This window comes from Paenibacillus thailandensis (assembly GCF_042685365.1).
Lineage (GTDB): Bacteria > Bacillota > Bacilli > Paenibacillales > Paenibacillaceae > Paenibacillus_AP > Paenibacillus_AP thailandensis.
Genome location: NZ_JBHUMY010000006.1, coordinates 416,339 through 432,916 on the forward strand (window position 1 = coordinate 416,339; position 16,578 = coordinate 432,916).

The window sequence follows — 16,578 nt, forward strand, 5'->3', positions numbered from 1 at the left end:
TCGAATTAAAACTATAACGAAGGCTGCCCGCATTGCCGGCAGCCTTTGTAGCATTTTGCATTATGACGATATTTGATTCCATTTCGTTTGTGACGGACTCACGGGAGTGTTGATCGTATAAGCGAGAATGCCGACGGTAACCGGCATCGACGACGCCGGACAGACGAGGTAGACATTTTCCCAATCCGGGCCGAATTTATTTTTGTATTCGTATAATCCTTTAAAGTTATACAGCTTGCTTCCGTATTTCCAAAGCAGACGGACAAACAGCAGATGGTCCATATTGGCGAGCGGGGCGATGCCAAGACTGCATCTGCCATACCCGTTATCCGCTGCCCACCGGAAGAGCGACACAAACAGATAATCCATTGTACCGTGCGGACATGAAGGCGTATAACGCATAAGGTCGATCGTTATTTTTCGGCAATGCCCGGCTAATGAAGCTTCGGGTCGGGGAGCGTCTCCGGTAATGGAAGCGAAAGCTATGTATCGTCCTTCGGCATCGGTCAATACCGCAACCGGAAACCGGGAGACGTAAGGCCATGAGAAAGCCCCGACGGAAAAGCTTTTTTCTTTGCGCTCGGCAAGCCATTCGTCCGATATTTCCTGCAGTCGGCTCATGGTCGTATAAGAATATGGCGGGAATAATACGTTAACGGAGTATCGCCCGCGTTCGAATTTGTTGATCCGATTCCGGAGTTTGAGCCATCGCTTGCCTTTCAAATCGAAGCGGGTCAAGTCGATTTGCGCTTCTTCTCCGATTTTGGCGCTATGAAGTCCATAGCCGGAGAATAGCGGAAGATATTTGGATTTCGCTTGATAAAATACGGGTAAGCGGTTTAATTTTTTGCAATATGCGATAAATTCTCCGATGACTCGTCTGCATCCTTCGGGACTCCCGACAGGGTCGCCGAGCGCAATGTTTCTTTTGCCTGCCGTCCGGTATGCAATGACGGCTTCGTCCATCGAATCCCAGAACAACTCCTTATCTCCAAGGTAATACAGATGCGTATGCGAATTGTGGCCGCAGCTCTCCAGCAAACGATTCAAACGCTGTTCGGCCATGTTGTCCAGCATGGAAATTCCCTCCAGATAACCTCTATCTTGATGATTTGCTTTAATCTACATCGGCGTTTGCATGCGGCTAGTAAAGAGCTGAAAAGTTGTAAAAATTGACATAACATTCCCGGTTCATGGCGATGACTGAATTTGGCAGCCTAAGATTACAGTTCTAGAGACGAATGCCGGCAAAAAAAAGCATGAATGTTTCAAATATGGCGAACGCTATTTACGGACCGAATAGGTATAATATAGTACAAGCACAAACGCCAAGGCTTAAAGAAGGAGATGCGATGACAGAAAACAATCGTACGAACGACGCCGGTTGGGCGTTCGACAACAGCTACGTCCGACTGCCGGACATCTTTTATAAGAGGATGAATCCGGCGCCTGTAAAATCGCCGAAGCTGGCCGTCCTTAACGAAGCGCTGGCGGAGGGGCTTGCGTTGAACCCGCAGGCGCTGCGCAGCGCGGATGGAGTCGCGGCGTTTGCCGGCAACCGGGTTCCCGACGGAGCCGCGCCGCTCGCCCAAGCTTATGCCGGGCATCAATTCGGACATTTCAACATGCTGGGCGACGGAAGAGCGTTGCTGCTCGGAGAGCAGATTACGCCGCAAGGCCAACGCTTCGATATTCAGTTGAAGGGCTCGGGCAGAACGCCTTATTCCCGCGGCGGAGACGGAAGGGCGGCGCTTGGCCCGATGCTGCGCGAATACATCATCAGCGAGGCGATGCACGGGCTTGGCATTCCGACGACCCGCAGTCTGGCGGTCGTGACGACCGGCGAGACGATCCTTCGCGAAACGGAACTTCCCGGCGCCGTGCTCGCCCGCATCGCCGCCAGCCATATACGGGTGGGTACTTTTCAATACGCCGCAAATTGGGGTTCCGTAGACCAGCTTCGGGCTTTGGCGGATCATGCCGTGGAAAGGCACTATCCGGAGACGGCCGGAGAAAGCAGCAATCGTTATTTGGACTTTCTTAAGGGCGTAATCGCAAGGCAAGCTTCGCTTATTGCGAAATGGCAGCTGGTCGGATTTATCCATGGCGTGATGAACACCGACAACATGGCGATCAGCGGCGAAACGATCGACTATGGTCCGTGCGCTTTCATGGATCTCTACGATCCGGCGACGGTCTTCAGCTCCATCGATATTCACGGCCGTTACGCTTACGGGAATCAGCCGAGCATTGCCGTATGGAATTTGGCAAGATTTGCGGAAGCGTTGCTGCCGCTGCTGGACGAAAACGAGGAGCATGCCGTCGAATTGGCCGAGGATGCGCTTTCCGCTTTCGCCGTGCAGTATCATCGGCATTGGCTTTCCGGGATGAGAGCCAAGCTTGGCATCGTTAACGAGGAGCCCGAGGATGAGAAGCTGGTTGCGGACTTGCTTCGCATGATGAAGGAACACGGCGCCGACTATACGAACACGTTTCTCGCCTTCACATACGGCAAGCCGGAAGATACGCCTTTATTCGGCCATGAGCCGTACGAGCAATGGCTTGAGCGGCTGAAGGCAAGACTAAGCAGGCAAGAGCAATCGGCAGCGGAATCGGAGCAATTGATGCGCCGAAGCAATCCTGCGGTCATTCCCCGCAACCATAGAGTCGAGGAAGCGCTGGAAGCGGCGGTGAGCCGTGGCGACTACGGCCCGATGGAGCGGCTTCTGGCGGTCCTTTCGCAGCCTTTCGCTCATTCAGCCGAGCAAGCCGAGTATGCCGAGCTTCCGGCCTGCACGAACGTCCCATACCGGACGTTCTGCGGCACGTGAGCGCAAATAGCCGTTTCGCCGAGAAGGGCTGCCATTTATAGGCGGCCCTTTCGCAATCTTTCCGTTGAGATTTCAAGCATGAAAATTTTGATTGTACAAAGGGATAAGCGGCTTCGGCATAGAATGAGGAGTGGAACGGAACTTCCTACAGGGTACGAAAGGCGGCTTGAACGATGACGCATGAGGGGCTTCCCCGCAAAGTACTAAAGCAATATGAGCATTCTCCGGAGTTGCTCGCGCGGCTCTACAGGAGGACGCTGCTTATCGTCGCCTTGTCCCAAATTTTCGGCGGAGCGGGCCTTGCCGCAGGCGTGACGGTCGGCGCTCTACTAGCGCAGGACATGTTGGGCTCGGAAAATCTTGCTGGCGTCCCCGTGGCGCTGTTAACGCTTGGTTCCGCGGGATCTGCTTGGCTGGTCGGCCGCATTTCCGGACGGTTGGGCCGCCGGGCCGGGCTTACCGCCGGAACGGATTTGGCGGGACCGAAGCAGAGAGCGAAAGCCGTTAGCGTCGCAATGGTATCGACAACGGTCGGAGCCGTTGCCGGACCGAATCTGGTGGGGACGACGGGGCGATTGGCCGAATCGATCGGCGTGCCCGCTTTGGCCGGCCCGTTTTTATTGGGAGCGGCTGCTTTTCTGCTGGCCGGTTTAACGTTGTTCGTCTTTCTCCGCCCGGACCCTTATATGACGGCAAAGGCGATAGGCGGATTTCCAAACGGCCTTAAAGAAACTCCCGGCTCTGCATCCGTATCGCATGCGCCTGCGGCTCCTAAACGCGGAGCGGCGATTGCATCGGCCGTTATGATCGTGACGCAAATCGTCATGGTCGCCATTATGACCATGACGCCGGTCCATATGCAGCATCACGGGCATGGCTTGAACGAGGTGGGGCTGGTTATCAGCATCCATATTGCCGCGATGTACTTGCCGTCGCTCGTAACGGGTTTTCTCGCAGACAGGCTTGGCCGAACCTTCATGTCGGGAGCGGCGTGCTTCTTTTTGCTCGCCGCCGGCATTGTGGCGGCCGTATCGCCCGGCGATTCGCTCGGGATGCTCGTTGTCGCGCTCACATTGCTTGGGCTGGGCTGGAATTTCGGGTTGATCAGCGGAACGGCGCTGCTCGTCGATGCGACCGATCCGGCAACCCGCGCCAGAACGCAAGGCACCGTCGACGTATTGGTGTCTTTGGCGGGTGCATCCGGCGGGGCGCTGTCCGGATCCGTCGTCGCCAATTCGAGCTATGCGGCCCTGTCTTTCGCAGGAGGAATATTGGCGCTTATGCTGCTACCCGCCGTATTCGGACTAAGGAGCAGGACGAATCCGGCCGCAACGAAACGGACGCCATCGGCCTGACGGGCTGCGTCGGGTGAAGCGAAAGGCGGGACCGCGGTTTTAAGCGTATCCTGCCTTCCTGCCCTGCGACGGTTGGAGTATGGCGATCTCCGGCATCGAAATGTATCCAAAAGGCTTGCGCCGGAATATTTTTCATGTTACCATCTGTTTGAACGTTCAAACAATTTTAGCGGCATACGCTCTATGTACATGGAGGAAGAAATGACGGAACATGACAGACAGAAGAAAATTATCGATGCTGCGTACCAGGTTCTTGCGGAGAAAGGGTACGATCAAGCGTCTACGAAAGAAATCGCCCGCGTTGCCGGCGTGGCGCAAGGGTTGATCGGCTATTACTTTTCAAGCAAAGACATGCTGTTCGCCGAAGTATTCCGGAGAGAATCGGAAAAGTATTGCGAGTCGCTGTCGTTCATGAAGCGCAAAGACGAAGCGCCTCCTACCGGCGACATCATCCAATCCGCCTTAAACGTTCCGAAATCGCGGGCGGAGGAGAACCCGTCCTGGGTGAAGCTTCGTTATGAGCTGTACGCGCTTGGCCTCCGGAATCCGGCCGTGTCGGGCAGCATTCGGGATACGCTGGCAAGCAAGCGCAACCACCTTGCGGAGCTGATCGAATCGGTCGGCAACCTTTCCCCGGAGCGTTCGAAGGCGCTGGCGCCCATCCTGCTCTCCGTGTTCGACGGGCTTGGCTTGCAGAAGCTGTGCGACGAGGATTTTGACTATGACGGAGCCTACGATACGCTGGCGGCTATGATCGGCGCTTATATCCGCAGCGTTCAAACGGAAGGAACGGCTCGCCTTCACGATTGAGACGAAGGCGAACGATAAGTTGCGGTGAAAAGAGAGAGAAAGATTATGCCATTTTTTTTAAACATTATTGTTTGAACAATCAAACAAAATTGGTTAAGGAGGATTGGGATGGAGAGAAGAACAAACGAAGCGATGCCGGTCAAGCCGACTCTGCTTCGAGCAATCGGAAGCTTTATCGTGAAAGCCCGCTACGCCGTCGTTGCGGCGGGAATACTCTTATTTCTCGCTTCCGCATTGATCGGGGCCGGGACCGTCGAACGGTTGTCGTTAAGCCGGTGGGAAGTGCCGGGCTCCGAATCGTACAGGGCCGGCGAAGCGCTGCAGGAGAGCTTCGGCACCGGGAGTCCGAATCTTGCTTTGCTTGTCACCGCGAAATCCGGAAACGTCGACAGCGCCGAAGCGAAGGCGGCAGGGGCAGCTTTGACGGAGCGGCTTGCCGCTGAGGAAGCGGTGCAGGAGGCGTATTCGTATTGGACGCAAGGCGGCACGCAGACGCTGCGGAGCGAAGACGGGACGCAAGCGCTCGTGCTTGCCCGCCTAAAAGGTACCGTAACGGAAGCGAGAGAAGCGTTAGCCGGCCTTTCCCCCCAATATGCGACGGAAGACGCCGTCATCAAGGTCGAGGTCGGCGGGCAGGATGAAATATTCCGGCAGGCGGCCGAGCTGGCGCGCCAAGATTTCGTTCGGGCGGAAATGATTATTTTGCCCGGCGTATTCGTGCTGCTGTTTCTCGTCTACCGCCGTTTCCGGGCTACAGCGCTGACGATCGGAGCGGGCTTGTTCGCCATGACCGGCACGCTGGCAGGACTTGCGGCGATCGTCCCGTTTACGGAGGTCTCGACATTTGCGCTAAACCTGACGCTGGTCATGGGGCTTGGTCTCGGCATCGATTATACGCTCTTTATGATTAACCGCTTCAGGGAAGAGCTTGCCGCCGGCAAAAGCGCGAACGAGGCGGCCGTGCGGACGGTGGAAACGGCCGGGCGAACCGTTATATTCAGCGGCGTCACGGTGGCGGCATCCTGCGCGGTTCTGTTCGTATTCCCGTTTCCGTTCCTCCAGTCGTTCGCTTATACGGGCGTATTGGTCGTTTTGTCCGGAATTGTCGGCACGGTCTTCATTATGCCTGCATTCTTCGCTTTGCTGGGCACGCGTCTCGCGAGAAGGACGAAACCGGGAACGCCCAAAGCTGCCTCAAGCGGCGGCGGCTGGTGGTACCGCACCGCAAAAGCGATTATGCGGCGCCCGTTCCTTTATGGCGGAGCGGCCGTCATCGCGCTTCTGCTCCTCGGCTCTCCGATCCTGAATTTGCGGTTCGGGCTTCCCGATCATCGGGTGCTGCCTTCGGACACAACGAGCCGTATCGTCGAGGACCAGAAGCTGGCGGGCTTTGCCGCCGAGGCGACGGATACGATATATGTGGTTGCCCCGGACGTAGTTGGCCCGCAAGCGATGGCCGGCGAAATCGCAGCCTATTCGGAGAAACTGTCGACCGTACCGGGAATCGCCCAGGTGGACTCGTTGGCCGGCTCCTATGCGAACGGCAAACAAATTACTCCGCCGAGCGATATTCACGCCCGTTTCGCGGGAACGGACGGCGGCACGTATTTGACCGCAACCCCTTACGGGGCAAGCGTAAACGCCGACGCGCCGGGCATAATCGGGACGATCCGGGCTTCCGACGCGCCGTTCGAATTTCTTGTCGGCGGTTATCCCGCGGACCTGACGGATTTCCGGGAGGAGCTGCTGGAACGTATTCCGATTGCGCTGGCGCTAGTCTTGGCTATCACGTTCGTCATTCTGTTTCTGATGAGCGGAAGCGTTCTGCTGCCGATCAAAGCGACATTGCTCAATTTTCTTAGTCTCGCCATTATGTTCGGCGCTCTCGTATGGGTATTCCAGGAGGGCAATCTCTCCGGTCTTCTGAATTTTACGCCGGCCGGGTCGATCGAACCGAGCATTCCGATTCTGATGTTCTGTATCGCGTACGGGCTGTCCATGGACTACGAGGTGTTCATCCTGTCGAGAATCAAGGAAGAATATGACCGGACGGGAAATCTGGAGGAAGCGGTCGCGGGCGGCATTCAAAAAAGCGGCGCGCTGGTTACGACGGCGGCGGCGATATTGGCTTTTACGTTCGCGGCTTATTCGGCCGGCGAAGTCGTATTCCTGAAGATGCTGGGCGTCGGCATGACGCTGGCGGTGCTTGTGGACGCGACGCTGATCCGCAGCGTGCTCGTTCCCGCCTTCATGAAGCTGGCCGGCAGAGCGAACTGGTGGGCGCCGCCAATGCTCAGGCGGTTTCATGAGCGATACGGGATATCGGAAGGCGGAGCGGAGACGGAAGGTTCGAATCCAAGACCGATCGTGCATTAAAGCGAACAAGCAGGGAAGGGGAGGGGCTATGAACGCATTTGTTACCGGCGGCACCGGATTGTTGGGCAACAATCTGGTACGAACTTTACTCGCCGAAGGGCACAACGTCCGGGTCATGGTCCGATCGCGCGAGAAAGCGGAAAGATGGCTTGGGGATACGTCCGCCGAGCTCGTAACCGGAGATATGGAGAGCGTAAACGAACTCGCGGCCGCTCTGAAAGGTTGCGATACGTTGTTCCATACGGCCGCCTATTTCCGGGAAACGTTCTCGCCGGGCAATCATTGGGCGAAGCTGGAGCGAATCAACGTAAGTGCGCCCGTCGAGCTGTTTGAGCTTGCCGTCAAGGCCGGTATCGGCACAATCGTCCATACGAGCAGCAATGCCACCATTCGGAAAAGGGAAGACGGCAAAGCCGGCGAGGAAACGGATGTGCTGCTGGCGGAGGAAGCGTTAAACGATTACGGCAAAAGCAAAATCGCGGGCGACCTGGCGATCGCCGCGTTCGCCTCGCGGCAAGCGGTACCTGTTATTACGATGAAGCCTTCCTGGATGATCGGCCCGTGGGATGCGGCGCCAACGAGCGCCGGCAAGCTGGTACTCGATTACGTCAACCGAAGGATTCCAGGTTATCTTGCCGATTCGGGCATCGACGTCGTCGATGCGCGGGACGTAGCATGGGCAATGGTAAAAGCGGCCGCGTCCGTTAACCGGACCGATTCCTTTATCGTAACCGCTCATCATGTAAGTCATCAACAATTGATGCTGCTGCTTATGGACGTTACCGGAATCCCTGCGCCGCAGCGGCGGCTCCCAAACGGCTTCATGCTGGCGGCGGCGTGGGCGGCTGAGCGGTATGCGGCCTTGACAGGCAAGACTCTGTCTCTATCCGTAAACGGCGTACGCTCGATGACGAACAAGAAGCGAACGAGCGCCTTAAAGGCCAAGCGGGTGCTGGGCGTTACCTTCCGTCCGTTGGAGGAGACCGTCCGGGACACGGTCGATTGGTACCGGATCCATGCTCCCGTGCGGTACGGTCAACATTTATAAAACGAAGACGTTAAGCCGGCCAGGCAAGCCATCCCCGGCCGGCAGTTCTCATAAGGATCCTTTTAACGCTTTTTCGCTTTCTTGTTTGGCGTATTGGGGATATTGAACATATAATTCGCCCAGTCATTCCTTAATTAATTTATCGGAGATGAACGAAAGGCGGGGAGCAACATGGGGAGCGGCATTCCCTTGAGAACGGCGATTATTACCGGAGGAAGCGGAGGGCTGGGATTGGAAAGCGCCCGACGGCTTGCGAAGGCGAACGGCGATTGGATGATCGTTCTCGCATCGCGAAACCGGGAGAGAACGGAGCAAGCTGCGGAAAGTCTAATACGGGATTGCGCTTATCCGCACGTTCAAGCGATGCGGCTTGATCTTGCTTCCATGAAGACGATCCGCGACTTCGTTGCGGAAGTGAAGACCAGGAACCTTCCGCAGATTCAGGCGTTTGTCTGCAACGCGGGAGTACAGTACGTCCAAGGCACGGAATATACGGAGGACGGTTTCGAAGCGACGTTTGGCACGAATCATCTGGGACATTATCTGCTCGTCCGCCTCATGTTGCCTTTGCTCGATGCTTCCGCCCGCATCGTCGTAGTCAGCAGCGATACGCACGATCCGGCGAAAAAAACGGGGATGCCCGCTCCGCAATATTTCCATCCCGAACAAATGGCCGATCCCGATCAATCCGACGCAGCGCTGGCCGGTCTGAAGGCTTCGACGCGCGGACAAATCCGGTACACAACTTCAAAGCATTGCAACCTGTATTTCGTCTACGGTCTCGAATGCAGGCTGCGGCAGCTGCGGCGGGATAACCCGGATTTGCGGATCGCGGTCAACGCCTTTAATCCCGGAATGATGCCGGGAACCGGACTTGCGCGAAGCTACGGGCGTTTAGCCCGGCTGGCCTGGCATTATGCGCTGCCGCTGCTCAGATATATCCGCCCCTCGGTGCGCAGCGTAGAGGAATCCGGTCAAGCACTGGCAAGGCTGCTGATCGACGAATCGCTGGCCGGAACGAGCGGACTTTATTTCGACGGTTACGAGGCGATCGCTTCTTCCCTTGAATCCTATCGTCAGGACCGTATCGAGGAGCTCTGGCAATGGAGCGAGCGGCTAACGGGGCTGACGGGAGCGGACGACCCGGCAAGCTATATAAGTTGAACGAATGAACTTTCTTGACTAAGCCAATTGGAATGGAGAAAGGGAATCCCTTTCGGAAAGGAATGACCGTCAAAGTTTAGTTCAACTTATATAGTTATCGCTATTTCGCTTGTAACCTTTTTCTTCTGATCAACATCATGACGAGAAGAAGCAAAGGAAGGGCGATTTGAAAGTACGGGTCGACATATACAAGCATGAGATGCAAACCGACCCAAATAAATTCGGTGTAAGTCGGCGAAAGGAAGGTGAGCCCGAATACGGCGGCCGCGAGCGGAATGAGCCATATTCTGTATCTGACGCCGGTCAGCTTCTGGAGTCCGATGGCCGCGCACATATAAAATAATGCCATCTTAATCCCAAGCCCGATAAACAGAATGAGCGTAAACAAAGCGTCGGCCCGTTCGACAATACGGACCGTTTCGATTAATTGAACTACCGCGTACAGCGGGTAGGTCGTGATTTTGGCTATCTGCGGGTTCAAGACGAGAATAACTATCTGATTCAGGACGGTCAGGAACACCGCAACGAACGCATATGCAATAAGCACGACCGTACTCAGGTTTTTTCCCTTAGGGGCGTACTTAAACAGCGTTAAGAAAAGCACGGTCTGTCCGAAAGGAAACGATACGAGCTCCGGAAATGCGGCATCCCATACCGGCTTTAACCCGTTCTCCAATACGGGGAACATAAATTCGATATGGAGCAGCCCGGTTAGCGGAATGGTAGCAAATATCAATGCATAGGCTATCGCTAACATGTAAAAGTAGATCATGCAAGACCGAAACAAAGCTTTCGGGCCGTAGCTGGTTACAATGGCTGGCACGGCAATCGCCATCAGCAGCATCACGGACATCGGGGTTTGGTTAAGCAGCGTAACATGCGCAAGTTCTCCCAAATCGCGCAGGTTGCGGGAAGACTCGTATGCGAAGTAGGCTGCAAACGCAAAGCCCGCAAACCACCCCGGGATTTTTCCTAAATAGCGAAGGCACAATTCGTACAGATCTTTATCCGGATCCAGCCGATAGATCCGAAGATATAGGAGAAGGAGCACGAAGCCTGCCGCCGCCGCCAAAAGCATGGCCAGCCAAGCATCCTGCTTGGCTTCTCCTCCGAGCAAAAACAAGGGCGAGCTTCCGACCTCGAACAACGCAAGCGTAACGGCGATTTCGGAAGCGCGGGCGTCTTTGTTCATCAACTTTAACTCCTTAATCAAGCTGCCGGCGATTGGCCGAATTCTGGATTAGCCCCGGCCGCCTGATAATCGCTTTCACTTCGACATTTAATTGTATTTTCTTGAATTCCCGCTCCCAATCCGTTTTAACCCTCCTCCAATCGTGCGGGAATTTTCGGTGGATTTTGTCCGCAAAGCCGGCCGTATCGGCCCCCAACCGTTGCAAGGCCCGCCAAGCGGCGTTCACATCGTCCGCAATCTGGGCTTCGAGCGTTTGCTCAAGAGCCGAAATGACCTGCGGATTCGATAAATCCTCCGTACAGGTGGATTCCATTAAATCGCCGTTTGCTTTTATACGGACGCGCATGGCGAAGCCGTTTCCTGTTTTCGTCGGTTTCACGTTCGTACTCGAAGCGTATACGAGAACGGAACTTAGCTGTTTGGAGCCGGCCGAACAAGGAAAAGTCATTTCGGTCTCTATGATTTGATCGGTCAGCCAGGAAAGCCCGCGGCTTTCCTTTCGATTCAGGAAGCCGACCAACCGGTCGTCACGGAAGATCGCCAATTTGGACAACGTCAATTTTAACTCGGGCGCCGTGCTTTTAAGCGCATCGATGGACTCCAAATTTTTGGCGCTGTCGTTCCTTTCGCGGCCGATCAGGGATACGACCGGAATTCCGATGCTCCGGGAGTCGGAATATAGACTCAGCGCAAATTGGAATACGGACTTTTTGGGGAAGGCGGAAACCAACCGGGTTTCTTTCTCCAAAATCTCGCTATAGCTTTGTCCCGGCAATTTCTCCGGGGGCACCAATTTTTTCAACAGATCGCTCGCCTTGCTCTCAATCACCATTAAATAGACGGTTGCCCGCTCTTCCGTGCCCCGAAGATAAGAGTCGACCAGCTGGGTGATTCCGTTCTCGGCCGCTTTCCTTCCGATTACGATCACCTTGTCGTGGCCGACGTAGACGCGGCGGGACGTTTCGAGATTGCTTAAAAATTTCGCTTTGTTGAACGTTTCCGCTTTCACCGAAAAGACGTGAATGCCCGGCTGATTCGTTCCGCCGGAAACGACCCCGATGCCGGATACGATAGACGATGGAATGATCGTCTGATAGGATACGAGCCATTTGCCGTCTTCGTAATCGACGCCCGTAGCCGTCGTAATGCGCAGCTCGTTCAGTTCGACCCGGTTTCAGCATCCCGACAACAGAATCGCGGTAAGGGCGACAGCGAAACAAACGTAAGCTTTATGCATAGAAACTCCCCCTTCTAGGACAGAGGATCCCGGCGATGCTTCTTTGCCCGCTCGGCGAAGCTTTCTTGCCGTTCGGATTGTCTCATGCGGTTGTCGGCGCCGATCATGGCCGGACGAGTTCTCATCTTCCACCACGGAACGCGGACGATCAGGTCTTTCAGATTGGACCTCGTAAACGGCGCAATCGGCGCCAGATAGGGAACTCCGAACGATTCCAAAGCGCTCAGATGAGCCAGTATCGGCACAAGGCCGGCAAGAATGCCGAATAAACCGAAGGAACCGGCAAGGAACATGAGCAGAAACCGAAGCAGCCGAACGGCAGCGGACATATTGATGGCCGGAAGGACAAAGTTGCATATGGCGGTAAACGAAACGACGATAACCATCGCCGCCGATACAAGTCCGGCTTGTACGGCGGCCTGGCCGAGCACGAGAGCCCCGACGATCGAGATCGCCGGGCCGATCGCCCGCGGCATCCGAACGCCGGCCTCGCGAATGACTTCAAAGGTCAGTTCCATGAGGAAACCTTCCATAAGAGTCGGCAGCGGCGTCCCTTCGCGTTGAGCGGCCAACGTAATCAGAAGCGTAGTGGGCAGCATTTCTTGCTGAAAGGTCGTTACCGCAATAAAAAGGGAAGGGAGCAGCAAAGCCAAAAAAAACGCAACAAGGCGAATGACTCTCAGAAAAGACGATATATCGTACCGTTGATAATAATCTTCGCTTGATGTCAAGAAACGGAAAAAGGTGACGGGCGCCATTAAAACATAGGGAGTGCCGTCTACCATAATCGCTACCATGCCCTCCAGCAATCCGCCCGCAACGGCGTCCGGACGCTCCGTATTCATCATGGTCGGGAAGGGCGATCTTACACCGTCCTGAATATATTCCTCGATATAACCGCTCTCCAATATGCTGTCGGCATCGATCGACAGCAGGCGAGCCTTCGCTTCTTGCACGACTTCGGGCTTCGCGATGCCCTCGATATAAAACAAGGAGACCTTCGTATTTGTATATCGGCCGATTTTATAGGTCACGATCCGTAATTCGGGGGTCGTCAGGATGCGCCTGACGAGCGCGGTATTCGTCGAGATGTCCTCCGTAAAGCCTTCTTTCGGCCCGCGTATAACCGTTTGGGACGAAGGTTCTTCGACCGCGCGCCTCGGTCCGCCGGCAACCGCCGCGGCCAACGCTTCGCCGGATCCGTGGGCGAGAAGCGCGATCTGGCCGTCGAGCAGTTGGAACAGCAGCTTGTTTTCGTCGCGAACCGGCGAAACTCCGCCGATCGTAAGCCGCTCCTTTATTTTGCGGGGTTCCAACGGACCATGGACCGTCATTTCCTTTGCGATACGGTTGGCATCGGCGATGAATTGCGAGACGAGCTGCTGGTCGACGAGCCCGGATATAAAACAAACGGCGAGCCGGCATGAGCCGTCGCTTGTTTCCATGATTTTATGGATGACGAAATCGGTGCTGGCGCCCAGCCTTTCCTTCAAGGCGGCAAGCTGAGCGTCGAGATTCGGCGATAACGGAACCGGTTGATTCTGGTAGTCCGAGCTTGTGCGTGAACGGCGGTTATTGCTACGACTGCCGAGAATGAGCCGCATCCATAAATTAAACAAGGCAAATACCCCTTTTTTTGGGAAAATAAAGCTTACGAATACTTTGCTCCTGATTTATTTTTTTATGCATGGACGGCATACGTGAGGCGTGGAGGGGTGAAATCAAAAAAAGCGCCGGTTCCGCTTCGCGGCGGAGACAGGCGCTAAAATCATAGGCGAAACGGGCAACGTCCCGGTTATTCCGGTTTGACGTATTCCGTTCCGTTCAGAATAAGACGGTACGTAATATCCGCTTTAAGCGAATCGGACACGGCGCAATACTTTTCTTTGCCAAGCTCGATCGCTTTCCAGAACCGGTAATCGGGAATGTCGCCTTCGACACGGAAGACGAGCTCGATCGCCGTAAAGCCGGTAGGCTTCGTTTCTTTGCGGGTGCCGACCGTTTCGATTTCGATCTTCGCGACCTTGTCCAAGTAAGCGTCGAGAATCATCGTGACGTCGATGCCGATGCAGCCGGCAAGCCCTGCCAATAGCAATTCCATCGGGGTTGTGCCTTTACCGTCGCCGCCGTAAGCCGCGGTCGCGTCCATCGTGACGCCGTAGCCGGAAGGACCGGCCGATTCAAAAGTCCTCTTGCCTTTCCATACTGTCGTTACTTGCATTGCTGTCGCCTTCTTTCCAAGTTGTTAATCAGAACGAGTTGATTTGCCTCAGAAAACGTTTGGTCCGTTCCTGCTGCGGATCGTCAAAAAAGCGGTCCGGGCTTCCTTCCTCCACGATGACGCCGTCAGCCATAAAAACGGCTCTGTTCGCTACATTGCGGGCGAATTTCATTTCATGCGTCACGACAAGCATCGTCATCCCTTCCCGGGCCAGCTCCTGCATGACAAGCAGCACTTCGCCGACCAGCTCGGGGTCTAGGGCGGACGTCGGTTCGTCGAACAGCATGACCTTCGGTCCCATCGCAAGCGCCCGGGCAATGCCTGCTCTTTGCTGCTGTCCGCCCGAGAGACGGGAAGGGTAGGCATCCGATTTATCCTTCAGCCCGACCCGTTCCAGAAGCTGTTCGCCAATGGCGACGGCTTCGTCTTTGCGCATTTTTTTGACGGTGAGCAATCCTTCGATTACGTTGCCCAGCACGGTCATATGGGGATACAGGTTAAACTGCTGGAACACCATGCCGGTCTGGCGGCGGATGTCGCGGATCAGCTTGGCTCGGGCACGGGTGGGAAGGCCGGCGTCGACGCGGATGCCGTTCACCTCGAAGCCGCCCGCCGTAATTTCCTCCAGCCCGTTTAAGCTGCGCAGCAGCGTGCTTTTGCCCGAACCGCTCGGACCGAGCAATACGACGATTTCGCTATTGTCGACATGAAGGTCGATGCCCTTCAGTACTTCGTGCTGTCCAAATGATTTGGTCAATCCATAAGTCGTAATCATAATTTAACCTCGCTTCAGTAAGCGATCGACAACCGTCTCTCCGCATAGCCGAGCAGGGCGGAGAACAGCGTGCTTAGAATCCAGTACATAACGGCTACGGCCAAATAAAACGGCATATAGACATAATACTGCGCGATAAGCAGGTCCGCGGAACGGAGAAGCTCGGTCACGGTAATGACGGAGACTAGCGACGTTTCCTTCAGCATGCCGATAAACGTATTGCCCATAGGCGGAATCGCAATCCGGAGCGCCTGCGGAAACACGATGCGGCGCATCGTCTGCCACGGCGTCATGCCGGACGCATAGGCCGCTTCCGTCTGGCCCTTCGGAACCGCGATAATCGCGCCGCGGAACGTTTCGGACAAATACGCGCCGATGTTGATGCTGAGCGCGACGTATGCGGCCGTAAGCGGGCCGAATTCGATGCCGTATTCGACCAGACCGTAATAGACGATGATGATTTGCACCAGCGTCGGCGTGCCGCGGATGGCCGATACGTACGCACGGGCCAGCCAGCGGACCGGCTTGTTACCGTATAGCCGGGCGATCGCCGTGGCCACGCCGACGACAAGGCCGAAAAACATCGAGACGACGGTGATCAGTAGCGTATAATAAGCCCCTTTCAGCAGAAAGGGGAGGTTGTTTAAAACGAGATCCATCGGTTATTTCGCGGAATCGGCGGGTTCTTCGCCGAACCATTTTTTGAAAATTTCCGCGTAAGTGCCGTCGTCTTTCATTTCTTGCAGCGCATTGTTCAACGCTTCGACCAGCTCCGGATTGTTTTTGCGAACGGCGATCCCCGCTTGGTCGGATTTGATCGGCTCGCCGACCGCTTTGATTTTGTAGCCGTTCTCCTCGATAATCGGCTTCAATGCATAGATGTTGTTGATCGTCGCGTCAATGCGGCCATTATTGAGATCCGCCAGCGACAAGATCACGTCGTCGTACGTCTTGATCGTAAAGTCGCCGACCTTCGGCATCAGCTCGGTGCGCAAATACGTTTCGTCGTTCGTGCCGAGGCCGACGCCGATGTTTTTGCCCTTGAAATCTTCGACCTTCGTAATACTGCCGTTGTCTTCCTTAACGATAATTTTAACCTGGTTCGTAATATACGGGTCGGAGAAGTCCATCTGCTGCTTGCGTTCGTCGGTAATCGTCATTTGGCTGACAACGGCATCGAATTTTTTCGCCTGCAGGCCCGCGATCATGCCCGACCAATCCTGCGTCACGAACTCCGCTTCTACGCCAAGCCGCTTTGCCACTTCCTTGGCAATGTCCACGTCAAAGCCGTCCAGCTCTTTGTTTTCGTTCAAAAAGTTGTATGGGGCGTAAGTGCCCATCAAGCCGACTTTCAGTTTTCCGTTTGCTTTAATCTGCTCGAGCAGATTCGAGCTGTCCTGCGGCGAGCTTGTCGCTGCGCCGCCGTCTTTATTGCCGGCGTTGCCGCACGCGCCCAAAATCAGAGTGAACATAAGCAGCAGGGCGGCCGTTAAACCAATAGAATAACGCGAAGATTTATTCATTTACGAAGTACCTCTTTTCTTGTTAGAATGCGTACAATTTGCGTTT

At 55.3% G+C, this 16,578-nt stretch carries 14 protein-coding genes; 6 read left to right on the plus strand and 8 right to left on the minus strand.

All coding sequences use genetic code 11. From position 1 onward, the window contains the following. Positions 1–60: 60 nt before the first annotated feature. Positions 61–1,077 (minus strand): phosphatidylglycerol lysyltransferase domain-containing protein, encoded by a 1,017-nt coding sequence (locus ACFSW5_RS06815; RefSeq protein ID WP_379270651.1) that lies wholly within the window; start codon positions 1,075–1,077, stop codon positions 61–63. A 275-nt stretch (positions 1,078–1,352) separates the two neighbouring features. Here ACFSW5_RS06815 and ACFSW5_RS06820 point away from each other — a divergent pair, with 275 nt between their 5' ends. From ACFSW5_RS06820 to ACFSW5_RS06845, 6 genes are all read left to right on the plus strand, one after another. Then, positions 1,353–2,831: a protein adenylyltransferase SelO gene (locus ACFSW5_RS06820; protein ID WP_379270652.1), complete on the plus strand. Its 1,479-nt coding sequence runs from the start codon at positions 1,353–1,355 to the stop codon at positions 2,829–2,831. 173 nt (positions 2,832–3,004) lie between these two features. Then, positions 3,005–4,186 (plus strand): MFS transporter, encoded by a 1,182-nt coding sequence (locus ACFSW5_RS06825; RefSeq protein WP_379270653.1) that lies wholly within the window; start codon positions 3,005–3,007, stop codon positions 4,184–4,186. 201 nt (positions 4,187–4,387) lie between these two features. Next, positions 4,388–4,996, plus strand: coding sequence for a TetR/AcrR family transcriptional regulator (locus tag ACFSW5_RS06830; protein WP_379270654.1), 609 nt, complete (start codon positions 4,388–4,390; stop codon positions 4,994–4,996). Positions 4,997–5,104: 108 nt separating this feature from the next. Then, positions 5,105–7,372 carry an MMPL family transporter gene (locus ACFSW5_RS06835; protein ID WP_379270655.1) on the plus strand — a complete coding sequence of 756 codons (2,268 nt, stop codon included), beginning with the start codon at positions 5,105–5,107 and terminating at the stop codon, positions 7,370–7,372. A gap of 28 nt (positions 7,373–7,400) precedes the next feature. Continuing rightward, on the plus strand, positions 7,401–8,420 hold the full coding sequence (locus tag ACFSW5_RS06840) for an SDR family NAD(P)-dependent oxidoreductase (RefSeq protein ID WP_379270656.1): 1,020 nt from the start codon (positions 7,401–7,403) through the stop codon (positions 8,418–8,420). A gap of 189 nt (positions 8,421–8,609) precedes the next feature. After that, positions 8,610–9,584 (plus strand): SDR family NAD(P)-dependent oxidoreductase, encoded by a 975-nt coding sequence (locus ACFSW5_RS06845; RefSeq protein WP_379270657.1) that lies wholly within the window; start codon positions 8,610–8,612, stop codon positions 9,582–9,584. A 100-nt stretch (positions 9,585–9,684) separates the two neighbouring features. Here the strand turns inward: ACFSW5_RS06845 and ACFSW5_RS06850 are convergent, their stop codons facing one another. The 7 genes from ACFSW5_RS06850 to ACFSW5_RS06880 form a co-directional block, all read right to left on the minus strand. Next, positions 9,685–10,776, minus strand: a complete 1,092-nt coding sequence (locus ACFSW5_RS06850; RefSeq protein ID WP_379270658.1) for a GerAB/ArcD/ProY family transporter — start codon at positions 10,774–10,776, stop codon at positions 9,685–9,687. Between the two features lie 13 nt (positions 10,777–10,789). Next, positions 10,790–11,938 (minus strand): Ger(x)C family spore germination protein, encoded by a 1,149-nt coding sequence (locus ACFSW5_RS06855; RefSeq protein WP_379271052.1) that lies wholly within the window; start codon positions 11,936–11,938, stop codon positions 10,790–10,792. Between the two features lie 89 nt (positions 11,939–12,027). Next, the gene (locus ACFSW5_RS06860) at positions 12,028–13,617 is read right to left on the minus strand and encodes a spore germination protein (protein WP_379271055.1); all 1,590 of its coding nucleotides are present in this window, start codon (positions 13,615–13,617) and stop codon (positions 12,028–12,030) included. A gap of 191 nt (positions 13,618–13,808) precedes the next feature. Continuing rightward, positions 13,809–14,234: an OsmC family protein gene (locus ACFSW5_RS06865; protein WP_379270659.1), complete on the minus strand. Its 426-nt coding sequence runs from the start codon at positions 14,232–14,234 to the stop codon at positions 13,809–13,811. A 28-nt stretch (positions 14,235–14,262) separates the two neighbouring features. Then, positions 14,263–15,009: an amino acid ABC transporter ATP-binding protein gene (locus ACFSW5_RS06870; protein WP_379270660.1), complete on the minus strand. Its 747-nt coding sequence runs from the start codon at positions 15,007–15,009 to the stop codon at positions 14,263–14,265. Positions 15,010–15,023: 14 nt separating this feature from the next. After that, entirely contained in the window at positions 15,024–15,668 is a 645-nt protein-coding gene (locus tag ACFSW5_RS06875; protein WP_379270661.1) for an amino acid ABC transporter permease, read from the minus strand. A 3-nt stretch (positions 15,669–15,671) separates the two neighbouring features. Further along, positions 15,672–16,532, minus strand: a complete 861-nt coding sequence (locus tag ACFSW5_RS06880) for a transporter substrate-binding domain-containing protein (RefSeq protein ID WP_379270662.1) — start codon at positions 16,530–16,532, stop codon at positions 15,672–15,674. Positions 16,533–16,578: the final 46 nt, after the last annotated feature.

Bases quoted from the DNA above. Each gene is read 5' to 3' on its own strand.
- ACFSW5_RS06815 (WP_379270651.1), bottom strand. From the start codon at position 1,077: ATGCTGGACAACATGGCCGAACAGCGTTTGAATCGTTTGCTGGAGAGC.
- ACFSW5_RS06850 (WP_379270658.1), bottom strand. From the start codon at position 10,776: ATGAACAAAGACGCCCGCGCTTCCGAAATCGCCGTTACGCTTGCGTTG.
- ACFSW5_RS06870 (WP_379270660.1), bottom strand. From the start codon at position 15,009: ATGATTACGACTTATGGATTGACCAAATCATTTGGACAGCACGAAGTA.
- ACFSW5_RS06830 (WP_379270654.1), top strand. From the start codon at position 4,388: ATGACGGAACATGACAGACAGAAGAAAATTATCGATGCTGCGTACCAG.
- ACFSW5_RS06820 (WP_379270652.1), top strand. From the start codon at position 1,353: ATGACAGAAAACAATCGTACGAACGACGCCGGTTGGGCGTTCGACAAC.
- ACFSW5_RS06840 (WP_379270656.1), top strand. From the start codon at position 7,401: ATGAACGCATTTGTTACCGGCGGCACCGGATTGTTGGGCAACAATCTG.
- ACFSW5_RS06875 (WP_379270661.1), bottom strand. From the start codon at position 15,668: ATGGATCTCGTTTTAAACAACCTCCCCTTTCTGCTGAAAGGGGCTTAT.
- ACFSW5_RS06825 (WP_379270653.1), top strand. From the start codon at position 3,005: ATGACGCATGAGGGGCTTCCCCGCAAAGTACTAAAGCAATATGAGCAT.
- ACFSW5_RS06835 (WP_379270655.1), top strand. From the start codon at position 5,105: ATGGAGAGAAGAACAAACGAAGCGATGCCGGTCAAGCCGACTCTGCTT.
- ACFSW5_RS06860 (WP_379271055.1), bottom strand. From the start codon at position 13,617: ATGCGGCTCATTCTCGGCAGTCGTAGCAATAACCGCCGTTCACGCACA.
- ACFSW5_RS06865 (WP_379270659.1), bottom strand. From the start codon at position 14,234: ATGCAAGTAACGACAGTATGGAAAGGCAAGAGGACTTTTGAATCGGCC.
- ACFSW5_RS06880 (WP_379270662.1), bottom strand. From the start codon at position 16,532: ATGAATAAATCTTCGCGTTATTCTATTGGTTTAACGGCCGCCCTGCTG.